At 66.0% G+C, this 21,759-nt stretch carries 21 protein-coding genes and 1 pseudogene; 5 read left to right on the plus strand and 17 right to left on the minus strand.

The features are described 5' to 3' along the window. Nucleotides 1-41 precede the first annotated feature (41 nt). On the minus strand, nt 42-1,301 hold the full coding sequence (locus AC23D4_RS12895; protein WP_472889934.1) for a c-type cytochrome: 1,260 nt from the start codon (nt 1,299-1,301) through the stop codon (nt 42-44). Next, the gene (locus AC23D4_RS12900; RefSeq protein WP_472889933.1) at nt 1,298-2,026 is read right to left on the minus strand and encodes a c-type cytochrome; all 729 of its coding nucleotides are present in this window, start codon (nt 2,024-2,026) and stop codon (nt 1,298-1,300) included. The genes AC23D4_RS12895 and AC23D4_RS12900 overlap by 4 nt, the downstream gene beginning before the upstream one ends. Before the next feature lie 60 nt (nt 2,027-2,086). Between AC23D4_RS12900 and AC23D4_RS12905 the strand changes: the two genes are divergently transcribed. The 5 genes from AC23D4_RS12905 to AC23D4_RS12925 all read left to right on the plus strand — a co-directional run bounded on the left by AC23D4_RS12905 (nt 2,087) and on the right by AC23D4_RS12925 (nt 5,392). Beyond that, on the plus strand, nt 2,087-2,332 hold the full coding sequence (locus AC23D4_RS12905; RefSeq protein WP_472889932.1) for a cysteine-rich CWC family protein: 246 nt from the start codon (nt 2,087-2,089) through the stop codon (nt 2,330-2,332). Beyond that, nucleotides 2,332-2,565, plus strand: coding sequence for a hypothetical protein (locus AC23D4_RS12910; RefSeq protein ID WP_472889931.1), 234 nt, complete (start codon nt 2,332-2,334; stop codon nt 2,563-2,565). The genes AC23D4_RS12905 and AC23D4_RS12910 overlap by 1 nt, the downstream gene beginning before the upstream one ends. Continuing rightward, nucleotides 2,562-4,052 (plus strand): DHA2 family efflux MFS transporter permease subunit, encoded by a 1,491-nt coding sequence (locus AC23D4_RS12915; protein WP_472889930.1) that lies wholly within the window; start codon nt 2,562-2,564, stop codon nt 4,050-4,052. Before AC23D4_RS12910 ends, AC23D4_RS12915 begins: the two co-directional genes overlap by 4 nt. A gap of 234 nt (nt 4,053-4,286) precedes the next feature. After that, nucleotides 4,287-5,063: a class II glutamine amidotransferase gene (locus AC23D4_RS12920; protein ID WP_472889929.1), complete on the plus strand. Its 777-nt coding sequence runs from the start codon at nt 4,287-4,289 to the stop codon at nt 5,061-5,063. After that, a complete protein-coding gene (locus tag AC23D4_RS12925; RefSeq protein ID WP_472889928.1) occupies nt 5,060-5,392 on the plus strand; it encodes a DMT family transporter in 333 nt (110 codons plus the stop codon). Before AC23D4_RS12920 ends, AC23D4_RS12925 begins: the two co-directional genes overlap by 4 nt. A gap of 21 nt (nt 5,393-5,413) precedes the next feature. Here the strand turns inward: AC23D4_RS12925 and AC23D4_RS12930 are convergent, their stop codons facing one another. From AC23D4_RS12930 to AC23D4_RS13000, 15 genes and pseudogenes are all read right to left on the minus strand, one after another. Beyond that, complete coding sequence (locus tag AC23D4_RS12930) at nt 5,414-5,977, minus strand: hypothetical protein (protein WP_472889927.1); 564 nt, start codon at nt 5,975-5,977, stop codon at nt 5,414-5,416. A 233-nt stretch (nt 5,978-6,210) separates the two neighbouring features. After that, entirely contained in the window at nt 6,211-6,498 is a 288-nt protein-coding gene (locus tag AC23D4_RS12935; protein ID WP_472889926.1) for a VF530 family protein, read from the minus strand. A 133-nt stretch (nt 6,499-6,631) separates the two neighbouring features. Further along, nucleotides 6,632-7,576, minus strand: coding sequence for a glutathione synthase (gshB, locus tag AC23D4_RS12940; protein WP_472889925.1), 945 nt, complete (start codon nt 7,574-7,576; stop codon nt 6,632-6,634). Then, nucleotides 7,573-8,393, minus strand: a pseudogene (locus tag AC23D4_RS12945) (benzoate/H(+) symporter BenE family transporter). The gene gshB and the pseudogene AC23D4_RS12945 overlap by 4 nt, the downstream one beginning before the upstream one ends. A 195-nt stretch (nt 8,394-8,588) precedes the next feature. Beyond that, entirely contained in the window at nt 8,589-10,457 is a 1,869-nt protein-coding gene (locus tag AC23D4_RS12950; RefSeq protein ID WP_472889924.1) for a potassium transporter Kup, read from the minus strand. Between the two features lie 372 nt (nt 10,458-10,829). Then, nucleotides 10,830-12,122 carry a glutamate--cysteine ligase gene (gene gshA, locus AC23D4_RS12955; protein WP_472889923.1) on the minus strand — a complete coding sequence of 431 codons (1,293 nt, stop codon included), beginning with the start codon at nt 12,120-12,122 and terminating at the stop codon, nt 10,830-10,832. Between the two features lie 232 nt (nt 12,123-12,354). Next, nucleotides 12,355-13,635 carry a glutamate-5-semialdehyde dehydrogenase gene (locus tag AC23D4_RS12960; protein ID WP_472889922.1) on the minus strand — a complete coding sequence of 427 codons (1,281 nt, stop codon included), beginning with the start codon at nt 13,633-13,635 and terminating at the stop codon, nt 12,355-12,357. A gap of 114 nt (nt 13,636-13,749) precedes the next feature. Beyond that, nucleotides 13,750-14,802: a DNA polymerase III subunit delta gene (gene holA, locus AC23D4_RS12965; protein WP_472889921.1), complete on the minus strand. Its 1,053-nt coding sequence runs from the start codon at nt 14,800-14,802 to the stop codon at nt 13,750-13,752. 7 nt (nt 14,803-14,809) lie between these two features. Next, on the minus strand, nt 14,810-15,376 hold the full coding sequence (locus tag AC23D4_RS12970; RefSeq protein WP_472889920.1) for an LPS-assembly lipoprotein LptE: 567 nt from the start codon (nt 15,374-15,376) through the stop codon (nt 14,810-14,812). Nucleotides 15,377-15,414: 38 nt separating this feature from the next. Further along, nucleotides 15,415-18,093 (minus strand): leucine--tRNA ligase, encoded by a 2,679-nt coding sequence (gene leuS, locus AC23D4_RS12975; protein ID WP_472889919.1) that lies wholly within the window; start codon nt 18,091-18,093, stop codon nt 15,415-15,417. A gap of 257 nt (nt 18,094-18,350) precedes the next feature. Continuing rightward, nucleotides 18,351-18,728 (minus strand): hypothetical protein, encoded by a 378-nt coding sequence (locus tag AC23D4_RS12980; RefSeq protein WP_472889918.1) that lies wholly within the window; start codon nt 18,726-18,728, stop codon nt 18,351-18,353. A gap of 180 nt (nt 18,729-18,908) precedes the next feature. Beyond that, nucleotides 18,909-19,373 (minus strand): ExbD/TolR family protein, encoded by a 465-nt coding sequence (locus AC23D4_RS12985; protein WP_472889917.1) that lies wholly within the window; start codon nt 19,371-19,373, stop codon nt 18,909-18,911. 55 nt (nt 19,374-19,428) lie between these two features. After that, nucleotides 19,429-20,088: a MotA/TolQ/ExbB proton channel family protein gene (locus tag AC23D4_RS12990; protein ID WP_472889916.1), complete on the minus strand. Its 660-nt coding sequence runs from the start codon at nt 20,086-20,088 to the stop codon at nt 19,429-19,431. 219 nt (nt 20,089-20,307) lie between these two features. Next, on the minus strand, nt 20,308-21,132 hold the full coding sequence (gene dapB / locus AC23D4_RS12995; RefSeq protein ID WP_472889915.1) for a 4-hydroxy-tetrahydrodipicolinate reductase: 825 nt from the start codon (nt 21,130-21,132) through the stop codon (nt 20,308-20,310). Next, nucleotides 21,129-21,581, minus strand: coding sequence for an outer membrane protein assembly factor BamE (locus AC23D4_RS13000; protein WP_472889914.1), 453 nt, complete (start codon nt 21,579-21,581; stop codon nt 21,129-21,131). The genes dapB and AC23D4_RS13000 overlap by 4 nt, the downstream gene beginning before the upstream one ends. Between the last annotated feature and the right edge of the window lie 178 nt (nt 21,582-21,759).

A 21,759-nucleotide genomic window follows, 5' to 3' on the forward strand; every position in this document is an offset into this window, starting at 1 on the left:
ACTGCGCGGTCACCCAGGCGCCACGCGACGCAAGACCGAACTCAGCGCACGCGCTGCACCTCCAGCGAAGACACCGCGCCCGCGGCATTGCCCCAGCTCTGGCGGACGAAGCTGGCCACGGCGGCCACCTCCACATCGCTCAGCAAGGTGCGGAACGGTGGCATGCCGTAGGGTTGCGGATGGCCGGCGGTGGCGGGCGCAAAGCCGCCGCGGAGGATGGCCTGCAGGGTGTTGACCGGGGAGGTCTGGGTGACAGCGCGGTTGCCTGCGAGCGGCGGGTAGGCGCCGGCGGCGCCCTGTCCGGCGGCGCCATGGCAATCCACACAATGCCGCTGGTAGAGCTGTTCGCCGAGATGCATCTGGGTGCTGTCGGCGGCACTGAAAGCGACCTCGGGCTCTTCAAGCACCGGCAGGGCCTTGAGGTAGGTGGCCATGGCGCGCAGGTCGTCGGTCTGCAGGTGTTGCGTGCTGTGAAAAACCACGTCGGCCATCGGCCCCATGACGGTGGCACCGTCGACGCTGCCCCGCTGCAGCAATGCAACGATGCGTTCGGTGCTCCACAGCTGCACGCCGGCCTGGCGCGGATCGCTCAGCGAAGGGGCGAACCAGTGGCCGTCGGGCAGGTCGCTGGCGCCGAAGGCCGCGCTGGCGCCACCGAGGGCATCGCGCGCGCTGTGGCAGGCGGCGCAGTGGGCGGGCCCGTTGACGAGGTAGGAGCCCCGGTTCCACTCGGCCGACTGCGCGGGGTCGGGCTGGAAACGGCCCGGCTTGAAGTTCAGCAGACGCCACACCGCCAGCGCGGCCTGGGTGTCGTAGGGAAAACGCAGGCTGTGCAGCCGGCTGGCCTGGTGCACCGGGGGCAGGCTGCGCAGGTGGGCGTGCAGCGCGTCCACGTCGGCCTCGGGCATGAGGGTGGTGTGGGCGTAAGGGAAGGCGGGGTAGAGCAGACGGCCGTCGCGCGAACGGCCTTCGTGCAGGGCTCGGCGGAAGGCTTCGGGCGACCAGCGGCCGAGGCCGGTTTCCGGGTCGGGCGTGAGGTTGCCGGCGACCACGGTGCCGAAGGGCGTTTCGATGCCGCGGCCACCCGCATAGGGTGCACCACCGCGCGCGGTGTGACAGGCCATGCAGTTGCCGGCGCGCGCGAGGTAGGCCCCGCGGGCCACCTGTTCCGCCGCAGGCGGCGCCAAAGCCTCCGCGGCCGGCAGGGCATCACCCCGCAGCTCGGACCACACGGCAGCCACCAGCCCACCGCAGGCCAGCAGCAACACCGCCAGGGTGGCGCGCAGGGGCGCGACCTTCATCGAGCGCCCCCGCCGCTCTGGGGCGAGAGGCCACATTTCAGCGGCAGGGCCAGGGTGGCCGGCGGCGCCGGGCGGGTGTTGGCGGGCAGGGGTTGCGCAGCGAGCCAGCCGGACACGGCCGCGACGTCGGCCGGCTGCAGGCGCTGGGCGATGTGAGCCATGCAATCGGGTTCGAAGGCCTTGCGCAAGCCGGTCTGCCAGGCACCGAGCTGGCCGATCAGGTAGTCGCGCGGCAGCCCCAGCAGGCCGGGCACGGCGGGATTGACGCCGGTCAGGGCCGCGCCGTGGCAGGCGGTGCAGGCGGGCAGTTCGCGCGCCGCATCGCCGCGGCGGACCAACGCCTCACCGCGCGCGAGTTCGTCAACCTGTGCGTCAGAGGGTTGGGGTGGCGGGTAAGGCAGGTCCAGCCCGGCGAAGTGGCCCGCGATGTCGCGCAGGTAGGTGTCGCTCAGGTGGTCGAGCAGATCGCTCATGCCGGCGTTGTTGCGCCGACCGTCGCGAAAGTGCAGCAACTGGTGGTACAGGTAATCCGCCGGTTTGCCGGCGATGCGCGGGAAGTAGCCGGCGTTGGTGGCGCGGCCTTCCTGGCCATGGCACAGGGTGCAGGCCATCATGCGCTGGGCCAGGGTGTCGGGCACGGTGTGCAGCGGCTCGGCAGCGAGGGCGGCACCGTGACAAAGCAGTGCCGCGAGGACGATGGAAATGGGGGTTCGAAGGTGGGGCATGGACGGTTTGAAAGTACCACAGGCACCGGGCCGATACACTGAGCAGATTGTTCCATTTCCATGCAGACCACCATCTTGTCCACCGACCCGACCCGTTGCCCGCTCTGCGGCGGCGACAACCGCTGCGCCATGGAGATCCAGCGCGCCACCGGCGTGGAACAGGCGCCGTGCTGGTGCACCTCGTTCACTTTCAGCGCCGAATTGCTGGACCGCCTGCCCGAGGCGGCGCGGGGCCAGGCGTGCATCTGCGGCAACTGTCTGGCAGCCTTCCAGGCCGGTCAAAGCCCCAACGGGAGCGCCGCGTGATGGGCTGGCTGGACCGCTTCCCGTTGGTCTGGCTGGTGGTCATCGCCATCTGGCTGGCCGTGGCACCGGTGGTGCCCGAGCCGCACCTGATCGAAAAGCTGCGCATGCTGTCGCAGGGCACGCTCACCCGTCCGCTCGACCTCTTCGACCTGGCTTTGCACAGCGTGCCGCTGATCTTGCTGGCGCTGCGCCTGTGGCGTGACGCCCAGCGTCGCCGCAAGCCGCGCCCATGAGCGCCCCCCCAGCCGACCACTCCATCACCGCGCTGCGCGAACGCTATGGCGAGCGCTACCGCTGGCTGCTGCTGCTCTCGGTGATGGTGGGCACGATGGCGGCCATCATGTCGTCGACCATCATCAACGTGGCGATTCCCGACATGAGCCAGCACTTCACGCTCGGCCAGGAACGCGCGCAGTGGGTCACCTCGGGCTTCATGGCCGCCATGACCGTGTCCATGCTGACCACTCCCTGGCTGCTGGCGCGCTACGGCTACCGGCGCACCTACTCGGGCTGCATGTGGCTGCTGCTGGCGGGCGGCGTGGCCGGAGGATTCGCCAATCACTTTCCGCTGGTGCTCGCCGCGCGCGTGGCCGAAGGCCTGGCGGCGGGCGTGGTGCAGCCCATTCCGGCCATCATCATCCTGCGCGCCTTCGAACCGAGCGAGCAGGGCCGCGCCAGCGGCGTCTTCGGCATGGGCGTGGTGCTGGCGCCGGCCATCGGCCCCAGCATCGGCGGCCTGCTGGTGGACGGCTTTGGCTGGCGATCGATCTTTTTCATGGTGGTGCCGTTCTGCATCGCTTCGCTCTGGCTCGCGCAGCGCTTCGTGCCCGGCACCGCGCCCGGCGGCGGGGCCGCCAACCCGCAGGGCTCGGGGCTGGACTGGCGCGGTCTGCTGCTGGCCTCCGTGGGCACGCTGTGCCTGCTCAACGGCCTGGTCGAGCTGCAGGGTGGCACGGCCGCCAGCGCCGCCCTGCTGGGCGGCGCGGCGCTGGCCCTGCTGTTGTTCGTGTGGTTGCAGCGGCGCACACTCAAGCGTCGACGGAAGAACGACGAGGGCACCGACCCGCTGATGAACCTCTCGCTGTTCACCGACCGGCGCTTCGCCATGGGCAGCATCGTGGCGTTCATCTACGGCATCGCGCTGTTCGGCTCCACCTACCTGCTGCCGGTCTACATGCAGATGGGGCTGGGGCTTTCGCCGTCCTACGTGGGCAGCATCCTGCTGCCGGCAGGCCTGGTGCTGGCCATCACCATCGCCATCGTCGGGCGCCTGGCCGACCGCCAGCCCACGCACCGGCTGGTGAGCATCGGGCTGGTGCTGCTGGCGGCCTCGTTCGCCCTCATGTTCACGATCGACCTGCGCCGCCCCAGCCACATCATTCCGCTGCTGGTGACCTGGGCGATCCTGGGCCGCATCGGGCTGGGCTTCATCCTGCCCTCGCTCAACATCGGCGCCATGCGCGGTTTGGAGCGCACCCACATCCCGCAGGGGTCTAGCGTGATCAACTTCCTGCGCATGCTGGGCGGTGCCGCGGGCGTCAGCCTGTGTGGCATCGTGCTCGAATGGCGCTTCGCCGCCCACGGCTTCCGGCTCGACACGGCCAACCCCAGTCCGGAGCGGCTGGCCGCGTTTGACGAGACCTTCGGGTTGCTGGCGGCGATCTGCGCCCTGGCCCTGGTTGCCGCGTGGCGGCTGCGTGCGAAGCGGCCGGCAGACTGAACACTGAAAACTCGGTGGACCTGCGCGCCTCGACGCAAGCGGCCCCGCCCCACCGCAGGCAGACCGCCGCACAATACAGGCTTCACTCAACCAAAAAGCCTCGGACCGAGGCGCAGCGCCGGAGCGGGGGTTCCCCAATCCAGCACACGCCGTGGAACCGGCTTTGCCGGGCCACAGGGCGTGGTCCCCCCTACCAGGGGGGAAGCCGCGCAGCGGCGCAGGGGGGTCTTCCAAATGTGCCAACTGCTCGGACTCAACTGCGCCACCCCCACCGACGCCTCGTTCAGCTTCACCGGCTTCTGCCAGCGCGGAGGCAACACCGGTGAACACGCCGACGGCTGGGGCATTGCTTTCTTTGAAGGTCGCGGCCTTCGGCTGTTTGTGGACCACCAGAGCGCGGCCCGGTCGCCGATGGCGGAGTTCCTGCAAAACTACCCGCTCAAGAGCCGCAACATCATCGCCCACGTGCGCAAGGCCACCATCGGCGAGGTGGCACTGGAAAACGCCCACCCGTTCTCGCGCGAACTCTGGGGCCGCCACTGGGTGTTTGCCCACAACGGTGACCTGAAAGACTACTTTCCCCACCTGCACAGCCACTTCCAGCCCATCGGCAGCACCGACAGCGAACGCGCGTTCTGCTGGCTGATGCAGGAACTCTCCAAATCCCACGCCAGCCTGCCCAGCACCGAAGAGCTCACGCTCACCCTGCGTGAACTCGTGCCCCAGGTGCGCCACTTCGGCAGCTTCAATTTCCTGCTCTCCAACGGCGAGGCGCTGTGGGCGCACTGCAGCACCCGGCTGCACTGGCTGGTGCGCCAGCACCCGTTTGCGCCAGCCACCCTGATGGACCGCGACTGGACCGTCAACTTTGCCGAACTCAACCACCCCGGTGACCGGGCAGCGGTGATCGTCACCACGCCCCTCACCCACAACGAAACCTGGACCGCCTTCGAGCCCGACGAGCTCAAGGTGTTCGTGGACGGCCTGCCCGTGCTGGAGAAGAGCGCTTGACCGCCTGGCTGACCCTGGGGATCGCAATCGTGGCCGAGGTCATCGGCACGACCGCGCTCAAGGCCAGCGAAGGGTTCACGCGGCTCGGCCCATCGGTGGTCGTGGTGGCGGGCTATGCGGTGGCGTTCTACTGCCTCTCGCTGGTGCTCAGGACCATACCGGTGGGTGTGACCTATGCCATCTGGTCGGGCCTGGGCATCGTGCTCATCACGCTGGTGGCCTATGTGGTGTATGGCCAGAAGATCGACCTGGCTGGCCTGCTGGGCATGGGCCTGATCATCGCGGGCGTGGCCGTGCTCAACGTCTTTTCAAAAACCGCCGCTCATTGAAGTACGCGCCACGGTGCGCGCTCAGAGCACCTTGAACAGCTTCTCCCGCAACTCGGGCAAGCGCTTGGCACCCATGCTGTGGTTGGACATGCTGCTCGCCCAGGCGTGGTAGACCACGCGCAGCTGCTCGGTGGTCTCGGCATGAAAGATGTCGTGCACCAGCGAAATGCGCATGTTCTGACCAATGATCGAGTTGATCGAGTTGATCATGAAGTTGCGCGCCATCTCGTTGTCTTTGGCGCTGCGCGAGTCGGCACTCGGCAGGCCCGGTATCTCGCTGGACAACGACCCGGTCACCTCATTCGTCGGCACCGCGGCGGCAGCGGCCGGCGCTGGCGAGACTATGGGTTTGGCGCGCACCTGCGCCTCGACGCAATCCAGCGTCAGCAGCTGGGCCAGGATCTCTTCGATGTCGCCGCTGCCGCTCAGAAAGGCGGCGAGTTCGCTGCCCGAGCGCTTGCCATCGATCACCACCAGGATACGGCGCACCAAGGGTGACAAACCGAGCGAGCGGGTCTGGATTTCCTGTTGCCCAACGGCGGTCTTGGTGTAGACAGCGGTGGTCAGATCAAAAGTTTCGGGCATGGAACGGGCGGTGTGTCGGTATGGGTATGGCTCCCTGAACACAAGCTTTTACTGCACCCGTTCGCGCACAACAAGGCGGGAAAGCCATGAGGTCGACCAGAAACACTTCTTTTGACTGACAAATTCGGACCACCAGCCCCCTCCAACATGGCCTGCCGTGGTGCATCCACGACACACGCCCACTCAAGGGGCGCAGCTATGGATTTCGAACCCGATGCAAACCGGGGCAGCGTTCAACCGCCTCTGGAGCGACCCGTGCCGCCGCCAGCGCGCCGCTCTTCGCGCAGCATGAAAAGGTACAGACCCTCGACCTTCTCGCGCGCCCAGGGTGTCTTGCGCAGAAAACGCAGGCTGGAACCCACGCTCGGGTCCACGTTGAAGCAGCGCACCGGAATGCGCTGGCCCAGCTCTTCCCAGCCGTAGTGGTCGGCCAGCGCGGTGACGATGGCCTCCAGCGTCAGGCCGTGCAGCGGGTTGCGCGCCTGTTTCGTCGGCTCTGCGGGTTTTTCGATGTCGCTCATGTCGATTTTTGGGACCGCCGGAGCGCGATCCCTGTGCATGCCAAGGTGGCGCCCAGGGCACCGCCGGGCCGGCTTTGCCGGACGGCCAGTGCCGCCCCCTTGAGGGGGTAGCGCGAAGCGCTGCGGGGGTGGCTCATCTCAGCGCCGCCTCCAGCGCATCGACGAACATCGCCGGCACGTCGAAGCCGGTCTGGTCGGTGATTTCCTGGAAGCAGGTCGGGCTGGTGACGTTGATCTCGGTCACCTTGTTGCCGATCATGTCCAGCCCCACCAGCAGCAGGCCGCGCGCGGCCAGCACGGGCGCGATGGCTTCGGCCACGGCACGGTCCTCGTCCGACAGCGGCTGGGCCACACCCTTGCCGCCAACCGCGAGGTTGCCGCGCACCTCGTTGCCCTGCGGAATGCGCGCCAGCACGAAGGGCGCGACCTGCCCGCCAATCAGCAGCAGGCGCTTGTCGCCCAGCGCGATCTCGGGCAGGTAGGCCTGCGCCATCACACTCGTGGCCCCACCCTCGTTGAGGGTTTCCACAATCGACCCCAGGTTCATGCCATCGGCGCCGACACGGAAAATGCCCACGCCACCCATGCCATCGAGCGGTTTCAGAATGATGTCGCGGTGCTCGGCGTGGAAGGCCCGCAGCTCGTTGGCGTTGCGCGTCACCAGCGTCGGCGGCGCGAAGGCCGCGAACTCCATCAAGGCGAGTTTTTCGGGGTGATCGCGCAGCGCACGCGGGCTGTTGAACACCTTTGCGCCTTCGCGCTCGGCCTGTTCCAGCAGATGCGTGGCATAGAAGAACTCGCTGTCAAACGGCGGGTCCTTGCGCATGATCACGGCATCAAAGCTGTGCACAGGCTCCAGCGCCTCGCTGGTCACGGTGTACCAGTCGTCGGCGTGGCTGGTGAGCTGCAGGTGGCGCACCTGGGCGATCACCGGCTGGCCGCTGCGCCAGCTCATGAAACGCGGTTCGGTGCTGGCCACCCGGTGGCCGCGCTTTTGCAGCTCGCGCATCATGGCAAAGGTGGTGTCCTTGTAGATCTTGAAGGACTCGATGGGATCGGCGACGAAGAGGATGTTCATGGTGTGTCGGTTTTCTGAGCCCTGTACTGTTGCACAAACAGCGCGATCGCGCCGGCGACCACGCCCCAGAAGGCCGAGCCGATGCCGGCAATGACCACCCCGCTGAGGGTGACAAGGAAGGTGATGAGCGCGGCTTCGCGGTGGCTGTCTTCGCGCAGCGCGGCGTGCAGGCCGCCACCGATGCTGCCCAGCAACGCCAGACCGGCGATCGCCAGCACCAGCTCTTTCGGGAACGCGATCAGCAGACCGGTGACGGCGGCGGTGATGGCGCTCAGGTTGAGCGCAAAGGCACCGAAGGGCGCGAGCACCAGCGTGACCACGCCGGTCATGGTGATGATCTTCGAGATCGGCATGTCGTAGCCCGCCGCGCGGATGGCCACCACGCCCGGCAGGTTCTGCGAGGCCATGGTGACGATGAACAGCGGCAGCGCCGAGGCGAGGGCCATGGGGATGCGGTTCATGATGCGCTCGAACCAGCCGGAGGCGCCCGCGAGCGCGATCAGCACGGCGGAGGCCATGAAGGCGCCGACAGCCTGCGGCATGGTGAAGCCGCCCGCCAACCCGGCTGTGGCCAGCACGGCCGCGCCGGGCTTGCTCCAGGCCACCATCACCGGCTGCTTCCAGAGGAGCGAGGGAATGGCCGAGCACAGCCCCAGGCCCAGACCGAGCGCCCACATCCACGAGTGATGAGTTCGGGCGTGGCGCCAAAGGCCTGTGCGGCCTGGAAAACGGTGGCCACCGAACCGGTGAAACCCACCAGCACCGCCACGAAACCGGCCGTGGCGGCCGATAGGTTGAGATCACGGAAGAACGACATGCGGCAATTGTGACGCTGGGATGTGCAACGGCGTTTGCCCGGTGGCGCACCACCACGCCGACCGATCGGGGCGGCGGCATGTCCTGCAAAGCGAAGTCAAGGAGGAGAGGCCGCAACGCGGCCTCGGGGGACATGAGCGGCGCAGGGCATGCCGGCGCCGCGATCCCGCGATGCAGCGGCCTAAAACCGCAGAGTTCAGATCTCGATCTTGGACCCGAGCTCGATCACCGCGTTGCTCGGCAGGTTCAGGAACTCGGCCGCAGCGCCCGCGTTGTGGTGCATCTGGGCGAAGATCTTTTCGCGCCAGGGCGCCATGCCGCTGCCCAGCGTGGGCACAACCAGGTCGCGCGAGAGGAAATAGCTGGTGGTCATGGGCTCCAGCTCGCAGCCTCGGGCACTCATGAGCCGCAGCGCCTTGGGCACATCCGGGTCGTCCTTGAAACCGTAGTGGATCACCACCTGCCAGCAGTCGTGCCCCAGCGGCTCGACTTCCAGCCGCTTGTCCAGAGCGATCCAGGGCACCTCGTGGCTGCGCACGGTGACGAACAGGTTCTGCTCGTGCAGCACCTTGTTGTGCTTGAGGTTGTGCAGCAGCGCATTGGGCACGGTGCCGGTATCGGCCGTCAGGAACACGGCCGTGCCTTCCACCCGCAACGGCGGGGCCATGAACACCGCTTCCAGAAAGCTGTCGAGGTCCAGCGATTCGGCCTGCTGCTTGGCCGCCATCAGGGCACGGCCCTGCTTCCAGGTCATCATGAGTGCGAACACCACACCACCAATCAGCAGCGGGAACCAGCCGCCGGCGAACAGCTTGAGCAGGTTGGAGCTGAAGAAGGCCAGATCGACCATGAAGAAGAAGCCGGTGGCCATCAGGCACAGCCACAGCGGGTATTTCCAGCCGTAGCGGATCACGAAGAAGGTCAGTACGGTGGTGATCAGCATGTCCAGCGTCACGGCGATGCCGTAGGCCGCGGCCAGGTTGGTGGAGGACTTGAACATCACCACCGCCAGCACGATGGCGGCAAACAGGCCCCAGTTGACGAGGGGCAGGTAGATCTGGCCGGTGTCGTGCACGCTGGTGTGCTGCAGGTTCAGGCGCGGCAGGTAACCGAGCTGCACCGCCTGCTTGGTCACGCTGAAGGCGCCGGAGATCAGCGCCTGGGAGGCGATCACCGTGGCCATGGTGGCCAGCCCCACCAGGGGCAGCAGCGCCCAGTCGGGCGCCATGTTGAAGAACGGGTTTTTCACCGCTTCGGGAGCGGCCAGCAGCAGCGCGCCCTGGCCGAAGTAGTTCAGCGTCAGGCAGGGCATGACGATGGCGAACCAGGCCACGCGGATCGGCTTCTTGCCGAAATGCCCCAGGTCGGCGTAGAGCGCTTCGCCGCCGGTCACGCACAGCACCACCGCGCCGAGGATGATGAAGGTGGTGCCCGGCTGCTGCCACATGAAGCGCAGTGCGTGGTGCGGGCTCAGTGCCGCGAGTATTTCGGGGTGGCCGACGATGTGCGACACACCCAGCACCGCGATCGCCACGAACCACAACACGGTGATCGGCCCAAAGAACTTGCCGATGCCACCAGTGCCGCGCTTTTGCACGAAGAACAGGCCGAACAGCACCACCAGCGTGATCGGCACCACATACTGCTTGAACGCCGGGGAAATCACCTCCAGGCCCTCGACCGCCGAGAGCACCGAGATCGCGGGCGTGATCACGCCATCGCCATAAAACAGCGAGGTGCCGAAAATGCCGATGACCAGCAGCCATTTGCGCAGTTCCGGTTTGTCCTTCACCGCCTGCGACGCCAGCGCCAGCATGGCGATCAGGCCGCCCTCGCCCGCGTTGTCGGCCCGCAGCACCAGCACCACGTACTTCAGCGAAACGATGACGGTCAGGGTCCAGAAGACGATCGACAGCACGCCATAGACGTTTGCGTGGGTGAAAGGAACGTGGCCCGACCCGAAGATTTCCTTGATGGCGTACAGCACGCTGGTGCCGATATCGCCATACACCACACCGATGGCCCCCAGGGTGAGCGCGGTGAGCGAAGATTTGTTGCTGGACACAAAAATACCCGGGACTTGTCGGCCCGGGTTCGGCTGTCAGGATGGGGGCGATTCTGCGCTCAGGGCCCGCAGGCCGCCAGAGGGGAATCTGGCTGAAATGGCCAAGGCGTGAAGAATGTTGCAATGCAGCAACCTCGTTGACGACCGAGGTTCCCACCCACTACATCGCAAAACCCAGCTTCAGTCGGAGCGGCGTGCCTGTCACCAGGATGCGGTGGAACCGGCTTCGCCGGGCCACTCGCATCGCCCCCTTTCAGGGGGCTGAGGACCGCGGCTCCCAGCCTGCCTGCGCAGGCTGGGACGGGACGAAGGGTCATCGGCTCCGACGATGACGCGGCCGGCAAGGCACGCGCTGCAAGCGCGGCGCGGGGGTCATTCGTATATTTCAGCGTTCGGGTCGGTGGCTTCCAGCTCGTAACTCGCGGCCAGCATGGCCAGGCGGCCGATCACGCCGTACATGTAGAAGCGGTTGGGAACGCTGGCACCCGGCTTCACACCCGGTTGCGGCAGCTGCGCGCTTTGCTCGAAGGCCAACGGAACGAAGCTGGAGCCCGGTGCGTTGAGGTTCTCGTCCACCCCGCGCTGGGCATGCACCCGGTAGAAGCCACCCACCACATAGCGGTCCATCATGTAGACCACGGGTTCGGCCACCGCCGCGTTGATGCGCTCGTTGGTGAGCACGCCTTCCTGGATGATGACCTCGTGAACCGGCTGGCCGGCCTGGACCGTGGCCATGCGCTCGCGCGTGCCCACCGACAGGGCATCGATGTCCTTGGCATCGCGCACGGTGAGGATGCCCATGCCACCGGTTCCGTTGTCGGCCTTGATCACGACGAACGGCTTTTCGTTGATGCCGTATTCCTTGTACTTGCGGCGGATCTTGCCGAGCAGCGCGTCGGCGTTGGTGCGCAGGCATTCCAGTCCGTGCTCTTCGGCAAAATTGACCTGGCCGCACTGGTTGAACATCGGGTTGATGAGCCAGTGGTCCATGCCCAGCAGCTTGCCGAAGCGCTTGGACACCTCTTCATACGCCTTGAAGTGGTGGCTCTTGCGGCGTGTGCCCCAGCCCGCGTGCAGCGGCGGCAGCAGGTACTGCTCGTGCAGGTCTTCCAGGATGCCGGGCACACCGGCGCTCAGGTCGTTGTTGAGCAGGATGGTGCAGGGGTCGAAATGCTTGAGGCCCAGGCGGCGCCGGCTGCGGATGAGCGGCTCCAGCGTGACCGACTCCCCACCCGGCAGGTCGATCGTGGTGGGGGCGGTGATGTCGTTGGACAAGGAACCGAGACGCACATTGAGGCCGGCCTGGTAAAAGATGCGCTGCAGTTGCCGCAGGTTGCTCAGGTAAAACACGTCGGTGCTGTTCTCGGGCACCAGCAGCAGGTTCTTGGCCTCGGGGCAGATCTTTTCGATGGCGGCCATGGCGGCCTGCACCGCCAGCGGCAACATCTCGGGCGTGAGGTGGTTCCAGCCGCCGGGGTAGAGGTTGGTGTCCACCGGCGCCAGCTTGAAGCCCGCGTTGCGCACATCCACCGAGCTGTAGAACGGCGGCGTGTGCTCCATCCACTCCAGCCGGAACCAGCGCTCGATCACCGGCGTGGATTCGAGGATGCGCTGCTCGAGTTCGTTGATGGGGCCGGTCAGGGCGGTAACAAGATGCGGGACCATGGGTGCCTTTTTGTGGGAACTTCCTAGCCCATTGTAGGGAGCGGAAGTTGCGGTCGAAAGGCAGAAATGGGGGCAATCGGTGCACCTGCAAGGCAGGTGCGACCGAAATTCAGAATTACCGCAAATACGCCGCGCCAGGAGATGTTCCGTCCAGGAGCACCGCCGGGCCGGATCGACCGGACGGCGGGTGTCGCTCCCTCACAGGGGGAGGCGCCGAAGGCGGCGTGGAAGATCAGTTCCTTGTTTCACCCTCACCGAGCACCACATATTTCAGGGACGTGAGGCCCTCGACGCCCACCGGACCACGGGCGTGGAATTTGTCGGTGCTGATGCCGATTTCGGCTCCCAGTCCGAACTCGAATCCGTCTGCGAAGCGGGTGCTCGCATTCACCATGACGCTGGCTGAATCCACCTCGCGCAGGAAGCGCTGGGCGTGCACGTGGTCGGTGGTGAGGATGGCGTCGGTGTGGTGGCTGGAGTATTTGTTGATGTGCGCGATGGCTTCGTCCACCCCTTCGACGACCTTGATGCTGATCACCGGTGCGAGGTATTCCTCGGACCAGTCGGCTTCGGACGCAGTCGTCACGGTCGCACCCGGGACCGCAGCCAGGATCGCCTTCGACTCGGCGCAGCCACGCATCTCCACCCCTTTGGCGGCGTAGATGGCGCCGATCTTCGGCAGGAAATCTGCCGCCACGGCGCGCGCCACCAGCAGGCTCTCGGTGGCGTTGCAGGGGCTGTACTTCTGCGTCTTGGCGTTGTCGGCCACCGTCACCGCCATGACGATGTCGCAAGGGTCGTCCACGTAGGTGTGGCAGTTGCCGTCCAGGTGCTTGATCACCGGCACCTTGGCCTCGGCGCTGATGCGCTCGATCAGGCCCTTGCCGCCGCGCGGGATGATCACATCCACGTACTGCGGCATGGTGATGAGCTGGCCGACGGCGGCGCGGTCGGTGGTGGGCACGAGCTGCACCGCGTCGGTCGGCAGGCCGGCGGCGGCCAGCGCCTGCTGCACCAGCGAAGCCAGGGCGCGGTTGGAGTCAATGGCTTCCGAGCCGCCACGCAGGATGCAGGCGTTGCCACTCTTGATCGACAGGCTGGCGGCCTCGATGGTCACGTTCGGGCGGCTCTCATAGATCATGCCGAACACGCCGATCGGCACCCGCATCTGGCCGACGCGGATGCCACTGGGCATCTGTTTCAGGCCCGAGATTTCACCGATGATGTCGGCCATGGCCGCGAGCTGCTCACAGCCTTCGGCACAGGTTTCGATGACTTTGGGCGTGAGCTTGAGACGGTCCACCATCGGCTCGGCCAGGCCGGCGGCGCGGGCGCGATCCAGGTCTTTCGCGTTTTCCACCTGCAGCAGTGCCACGTTGGCCCGCAACAGCGCGGCCAGGCCTCGAAGGGCCTTGAGTTTGGTCGCCGCACTGGCCTTGGCCATGAGCGCCGAGGCCGCCTTGGCCTGCAGCCCCAGGGTGTTCATGAGTTCGGTGGTGTTGGTCGCGTTCATGGTGCGATTTTCGCACCATGCCCTACACCATGTGCCCACCACTGTCCGAGTTCGAACCAGCGACGAGGAAACGGCTTCGCCGAGCCAAAGGCGTGGTCCCCTGGGAAAGGAGGGCTATTTCAGCGCGCAGGCCTGCGCGACCCGCAAGGCCATGCGGTTCAAAGCCCCCCAGGGATCCGCGGGCCAGTCGGACTGCTTGAGTCCCTTGACAATGCCATCCACCGTGTGCGCGTCCTGCAGCCACTGGGCCAACGTAGCCGGTTTGAGCAGCGGCAGCACGCGCTCCATCAGCTTTTCCTTCACGCCCCAGACACGGTTTTCACGCAGGGCCATGGGCAACGGGCGGCCCGCGTCCATCGCGCCGCGGACCCGGTTGAGCGTGCGGATGTCTTCCGCCAACGCCCAGTGCACCAGCACCGCGGCCTCGCCCTCAGCCTGCAGCCCATCGAGCATGCGCTGCACACGCAGCACCTGACCGCCCAGCACCGCCTCGGCGAGTTTGAACGGGGTGTAGCGCGCCACGTTGAGCACCGCGTTTTCGACCTGCTCCAGCGACAGCTCGCCGGCCGGATGCAGCAGGCCGAGCTTCTGGATTTCCTGGTGCGCGGCCAAGAGGTTGCCCTCGACCCGGTCAGCAAAAAACTGCAGCGTGCGCTGACCCTCTTCCCCTGCGGCCACGCGCTGACCCTGCTGCTGCAGGCGCTGCGCGATCCAGGCTGGCAGCGCCTGGCGCTCGACCGGGTCCACCTTGACCGTCACGCCGAAACTGTCCAGCGCAGCAAACCAGGCGCCTTTCAGGGTGGCGGCATCCAGCCGGGGCAGGCTCACCAGCGTGAGCGTGCTGTCGTTGTCCCGTGCGGCCTCGGCCATCTGCTGCAACACCTGTGAACCGTCCTTGCCCGGCTTGCCCGAGGGCACGCGGATTTCGATCAGCTGCCTGTCGGCAAACAGGCTCATGGAGCCGCCGCTGGCCAGTACCTCGCCCCAGTCAAAGTGCGCACCGGCCACCGTGTGCACGGTGCGTTCGGTGAAGCCCTGCTCACGTGCGGCAGCGCGGATCGCATCAGCCGCTTCCTGTATCAGCAGCGGCTCGTCGCCATGCAGGGTGTACAGGCCCTTGAGCCCTCGCTGCAGCTGGCTGGCGAGCTGCGTCGCAGGAACCTGCATGGCGCCCTTACAGCGACTTCACCGCCGCCAGGCGGCGCATGACCTGCTGCACGATATCCCCCTGCATGTCGTTGAACATCAGCTGCTCTTCGGCCGCCTTGGCCAGAGCCCCGGTTTCGGTGAAGCTGATGTCGCGCTCCAGCAGCATCTCGGTTTCTTCGATCAGGCGTTTGCCGCTCGGGGTGCTCAACCGGTAGCGGAACCGGGTTCGCAACTGCAGTTCGCGGATCTGCCCCGAAGCGGTCTGCCCCACCACCGCGCGCTCGCGCTGATCCAACAAGACCTCCAGCACCACCTGGACCGGGGGCTGGCCGGCGACCGCTGCCGTGTTCACCACCTGAATGCCAGAGGCAGCCAACTCACGCTGCAGGGCCCGGGAGACCGGAGTACCCACATAAACGGCCACCCGCAGCGAGGAAAACGCGAAGTTGGGCGCCTGGCGCAACGCAAAACCGCAGCCACCCAGCCCCCCGGCCATCACAAAGAGTCCGGCCCCGGCCAATGCGGTCCACACGGCACGCCGGGGCACAACGGCAGGCAGATCGGGTGACCGTGATGCAGGGCGAGGGTTCATGACAGAGGTATTTGAAATAGGATTCATGGCGCAGGGTTTTATACCACCACGTTGACCAGCCGGCCCGGCACCACCACCACCTTTTTCGGGGCAGCGCCATTGGCTTGTTTCTGGAACGCGTCGCTCGCCAACGCTGCCGCTTCGATGGCGGCCTTGTCGGCACTGGCCGGCACGGTCACGCTGCCACGCAGCTTGCCGTTGATCTGCAGCATCAGTTCGATCTCGTCGCGCTGCAGGGCAGCCTCATCGGCCTGCGGCCAAGGGGCGTCAAGCAAATCACCGGCAGCGGCGGCGTAGCCGAGTCCGGTCCAGAGGCTGTGTGCGATGTGCGGCGTAGCGGGGTAGATGCAGCGCAACAGGATGCCGAAGCCTTCGGCCAGCGCGGCGTTGTCACCGGCCGAGCCATCGGGTTTGAAGTCGTCGAGCGCGTTGAGCATCTTCATCGCACCCGAGACGACGGTGTTGTATTGCATGCGCTGGTAGTCGTAGTCCACCTGCTTGAGCACGGTGTGCACTTCCAGGCGCAGCGCCTTGGCCGCCTTGGAGAGCGATTGCTTGCCCACGCTGGTGGCCAGCGCGCCCAGGTCCGCCGTGGCCGAGAGCTTGTTGCCGAAGCCCCAGACACGACGCAGGAAGCGGTAGCTGCCTTCCACCGCCGCGTCGTTCCACTCCAGCGTGGCCTCGGGCGGCGCGGTGAACATGGTGTACAGGCGCGCGGTGTCGGCGCCGTACTTCTCGATCAGATCCTGCGGATCGACACCGTTGTTCTTGGACTTGGACATGGTGCCCACGCCCTCGTAGTCGATCGCCGTGCCCACAGGCAGGTCGCCCACGGCCTTGATCAGCTTGGCGCCGATGACCTTGCCGGCCTCGTCAAACACGTGTTCCACGTCCTGCGGCCAGAAGTAGTCCTTGCCACCCTTTTCGGTGCGCCGGGAGTAGATGTGGTTGAGCACCATGCCCTGCGTGAGCAGCTTGCCGAAGGGCTCGTCGATCTTCACGAGGCCGAGGTCGCGCATGACCTTGGTCCAGAAGCGCGCGTACAGCAGGTGCAGGATGGCGTGTTCGATGCCGCCGATGTACTGGTCCATCGGCATCCAGTAGTCGGCGCCTTCGGCGACCATCTTCTCGCTGTTGGTGGGATCGCAATAGCGCATGAAGTACCAGGACGAATCCACGAAAGTGTCCATGGTGTCGGTCTCGCGACGCGCCGCTTTGCCGCACACCGGGCAGACCACGCCAGCGTGGAAGCCTTCGTGCTTGTGCAGCGGGTTGCCCGAGCCGTCGGGTATGCAGTCCTGCGGCAGCACCACCGGCAGGTCTTGCTCAGGCACCGGCACCGCGCCGTGTTCGTCACAGTGGATGATGGGAATGGGTGTGCCCCAGTAGCGCTGGCGACTCACACCCCAGTCGCGCAGGCGGAAGGTGGTCTTCTTCTCGCCCAAACCCTGGGCGGCCAGCAGCTCGGCGACCTTGTCCACGGAGGCCTTCTGGGACAGGCCATCGAGCACGCCGGAGTTGACGCACACGCCGCGTTGCTTGTCGGCGTAGCTGTCGGCCCAGACTTCGTTGGAGAACGTCTCACCGTCCACCGCAATCACCTGCTTGATCGGCAACCGGTACTTCAGCGCAAACGCGAAGTCGCGCTCATCGTGCGCCGGCACGCCCATCACGGCGCCGTCACCGTAGCTCATGAGCACGTAGTTGCCGACCCAGACCTCGACCTGCGCGCCAGTCAGCGGGTGCGTGACGAACAGGCCGGTGGCCATGCCTTTCTTTTCCTGCGTGGCGAGCTCGGCTTCGGTGGTGCCGCCGGACTTGCATTCTTCGATGAAGACGGCCAGCGCAGGGTTGGTCAAAGCAGCGTGGTGGGCCAGCGGGTGCTCGGCTGCCACGGCGCAGAAGGTCACGCCCATGATGGTGTCGGCCCGCGTGGTGAACACGTACATCCGGCCGTCGCCGATCAGCGCGCCGTCAATGCCCTTGATCGTGTGCGGGAACGCGAAGCGAACGCCCTCGCTCTTGCCGATCCAGTTCTCCTGCATCAGCCGCACCTTGTCGGGCCAGCCGTTGAGCGTGGCCTTGGGGTTGCCCAGCTGCACATGGTCGAGCAACTCGTCGGCGTACGCCGTGATGTTCAGGTAGTAGCCGGGGATTTCGCGCTTTTCCACCGTGGCACCGGTGCGCCAGCCCTTGCCGTCGATCACCTGCTCATTGGCCAGAACGGTCTGGTCCACCGGGTCCCAGTTGACGATCTGGGTCTTGCGGTAAGCAATGCCTTTTTCCAGCATCTTCAGGAACAGCCACTGGTTCCACTTGTAATAACTGGGGTCGCACGTGGCCACCTCACGCGACCAGTCGATGGCCAGCCCCATCGCCTGCATCTGCTGCTTCATGTAGGCGATGTTTTCGTACGTCCACTTCGCCGGCGGCACGCCATTCTTCAGCGCCGCGTTCTCGGCCGGCAGGCCGAACGCGTCCCAGCCCATGGGCATGAGCACGTTGTGACCGTTCATGCGCAGGTAACGCGTGAGCATGTCGTTGATGGTGTAGTTGCGCACATGGCCCATGTGCAGCTTGCCGCTGGGGTAGGGCAGCATGGAACAGGCGTAGAACTTCTTCTTGCCTGCGTCTTCGCTCACGCGGTAGGCGTCGGTGGCGTTCCAATGGGCGTGCGCGGCGCGCTCGACATCCTTGTGGGCGTATTTTTCTTGCATGAAACTGGGAGGCAGGGGGCCTGATGGCTGGTTTGAGTGGCTGGCGCGGAACCCTATCCGGTGGCCCCGGCCGACGCACCAGAACAGGTGCGACATCAGTGGAGGATTTTAGGGCTTGCAAACAGCAAGGAATCCTTTGCCGCAACAAAGGCACATCCCCAGCCCCAAGAGAAGGGAGGGGATGGGATGGAGGCGCTCCTGCATGCCCCCACCGCAGCCGGTCGCGGCCTGCAGCAGGCCCATGCCCGGAACGCGAATCAGAAATCCTTGCGCAAGGACCGACTCACCGTACCCGCCGCTTGAATAAACCAATAGACATTGGCTGTCACGATCTGCCCCCCCACGACCTGAAATGTCACAGTCAGCCCCTGCGATGAATCATACGAATAGTCGGACCACTGCAAAGTGCCATTGGTCTCTTGATGCGGAGCTTGCCCCACGATGCCAATCACCTGGGCTTTGCTCATACCCGCGCCGATCGCGTTGAACGAGCTTTCCAGGTTGCGAGCCCCTTGTTTGTCTGGCTCATCGCCATCTTCATTGCCACCGCAGGCAACCAGAACGAGCCCCGCAACACCGGTCAACGCCAGTTTTGCAAAAGCCCGCCGCCCCAATGGATGTTCTCCCCGCTTCATTGACGCACTCCTCAAGTTGGTGAAATTCGCATGACAATCCGGAGGCCGGGGGCGTGGCGCCACCGATACCCACAATCGTAACGAAAGCTTACCGCATCGCCAGGAGCAACACCAATCAGGACATGCGGCATGACGACGGGGCGCAACACCTCATGCAGGCCCCGTGTGGAATTTCAAGCATCACCTGGGTGCACCGGATACCGGCAAGCCGAGCGCTTTCGCGGTATCCGCATCTGTCACAAACCCGATACGGGCCAAACCAGCGGCCTGCGCCATGGCAATGAGTCGAGCCACCTGGCCGTATGGCACGGACGTGTCCAACCGAAGTTGCACCTCGGTCGCCGGATCGCGACGGGCTGTTTCTCGCAGGCGCTCACCCAGCACCTCCATGTCCACCGGCTGCTCGTCCCAGAACATCTGGCCCGAGGCATCCACACCGAGTGAAACAAAGACCTCAGGCTCAGACGCCTGACTCCCGGCCGGATTCGCAGTCCGCGGCAGTTCCAGCTCCAGACGGCTGGCCATGAGGGGCGCCGTGATGATGAAGATCACCAGCAGCACCAGCATCACGTCCACCAGCGGGGTGACGTTGATGTCGCTCATGGGCTGGTGCCCGGCGGGCTTTTCCAGACGACCAAAACTCATGACGGACGTGCTCCGCCGCGCGGCTGAACCTCAGACCCGGAGGGGGCTTTTTGGCTCATACCGCGGACTCCTTGTAGGCCAGCAGTTCGCGCAGGTCGCGGGCGAAGCCCTCCAGGTCGGCCTCGATACGGGCCACCTGGCGGCCGAGCACGTTGTAGGCCAGCACCGCCGGAATGGCGACCGCCAGCCCCGCCGCGGTCATGACCAGCGCCTCACCCACCGGGCCGGACACCTGTTCGATCCGGAACTGGCCATCCAGTCCGATTTCCGTGAGGGCGTGGTAGATGCCCCAAACCGTGCCCAGCAGGCCCACAAACGGTGCGGTGGACCCCACCGTGGCCAGCAGAACCTGCCCAAACTGCAGACGGTGCAGAACCCGGTGCAGCGCATCGCGCAGCACACGGGTGAGCTGCTGGGACCGGTCGCCAGCGGCGGCCAGGGTCTGAGGCGCAGCCTGTTCAATGGTGCGGGCCGCCTGCAGCAGGGGCAACACCAGCCGTCGCGGGTCAAAGGCCTGCAGGCGCTGCTGCGCATCGTCCAGGTGTGCCGCCTGCCAGAAGGCCGCCGTGGACAGCTGCACATCTTTCACGGCCCTGCGGAGCATCCAGCTTTTCCAGAGAATCACCACCCAGCTGGCCACCGACATGACGAGCAACAGCAGTGCCACACTGCGGCTGATCGCATCCCCCTGCAGCACCGTTTGCCACACACCCATTTTAGTTCTCCATGCTTGCGAAACGCCGCCCGAGGTGTACGACCGCGCCCCCCCTGTGGACACCGCCGGGCCGGCTTCGCCGGACCGCTGGTGTCGCCCCCTTGAGGGGGCTGAGGGCTGCGGCTCTGAGCCTGCCTGCGCAGGCTCGGACAGCCCGAAGAAGCATCGACTCTGGCGATGCTGCGACCTGCAAGGCGCGCGAAGCGCTGCGGGGGTGTTTCATTTCGGCAGTCCGAGCACGTCGAACATGTCGTACAGGCCGCTCGTCCTGTTCGCCAGGAAACGCACGGCGCGCAGGCTGCCCTGCGCGTAGGTGACGCGGCTGCTGGACTTGTGCGTGATCTCGATGCGCTCGCCGGTCCCGGCAAACAACACGGTGTGGTCGCCCACGATATCCCCGCCGCGGATGGTGGCGAAACCGATGCTGGACGGGTCCCGCTCGCCGGTCACGCCTTCACGGGCGTAGACCGCGCAGTCCTTCAGGTCGCGACCCAGCGCCTGAGCAACCACTTCCCCCATCTTGAGCGCCGTGCCGCTGGGCGCGTCCACCTTGTGCCGATGATGCGCCTCGATGATCTCGATGTCGTAGCCGGTGGACAGCGCCCTGGCCGCCATTTCCAGCAGCTTCAGCGTGACATTCACACCCACGCTCATGTTGGGTGCCATCATGATGGCGATGGACTTCGAGGCTTCGGCGATGTCGACCTTCTGCGCCTCGCTGAAGCCGGTGGTGCCGATCACCACGTTCACGCCATGCTTCACGCACGCGTGCAGGTGGGCCAATGTGCCCTCGGGCCGGGTGAAGTCGATCAGGAACCGGCTGCCGGCAAGGCCCTGGTCCAGATCGGCTGTGATGGTCACACCGGTGGGCTGACCACCGAAGGCCCCTGCGTCCTGCCCCAGGGCCGGGCTGGACGGAATGTCCAATGCGCCAGTGAGCGTGCAGTCACCGCTGGTGCGCACAGCCTCCACCAGCATCTGCCCCATGCGGCCGCTGGCACCGGCCACACACACACGGTGTGGATGCTGGGGCACGGCGCTCATCGGACAGCTCCCGGGGTTTCCAGGGGTGGGTAGCTGGTGGATGCAGGTGGTGCGGCAGGCACGGGTGCTGGTGTGCTGGCAGGCGCGGCGTTGCGCTCCTGGAAGGCCCTGAGCTGCTCGTCCGAGGCTTGCAACGAGGGCACCTTGCCGGACTTGCGCTTCACATCCAGCGATGACACGAACTCCTCTTCACTGGGCAGTTCGTCGGCTTCAAATCGCTCCAGTGCCTCGGCCTTGAAGTACACGGTCAACTTGCGTTGCTGGGTCGCCTGCCCCTGGCGGCGGAACGTGAACACATAGTCCCAGCGGTCGGCGTGGAACACGCTGGCCAACAAGGGCGAACCCAACAGCTCGCGAACCTGCTGGCGCGACATGCCCACCTGCAAGGCCTGGGCCTGTTCGCGCGTGACCACATTGCCCTGGACAATATCGATTTTGTAAGGTGTCACCAGTCCGCCGAGGGTGCTCGCATCGGGCAATTTGTCACCCCATCCGGAACAGGCAGAGAGCATGCCCACTGCGACCAGGGCACTCAAAGCGTGCCTCACGCGACGCGGACTCGCGGCCAGGCAGAAAGAAAAACGGGAAATTGACTGGTGCATGAAGGCAACCCATGTAAGGCACGCG

Source organism: Hydrogenophaga sp. L76, assembly GCF_057654755.1.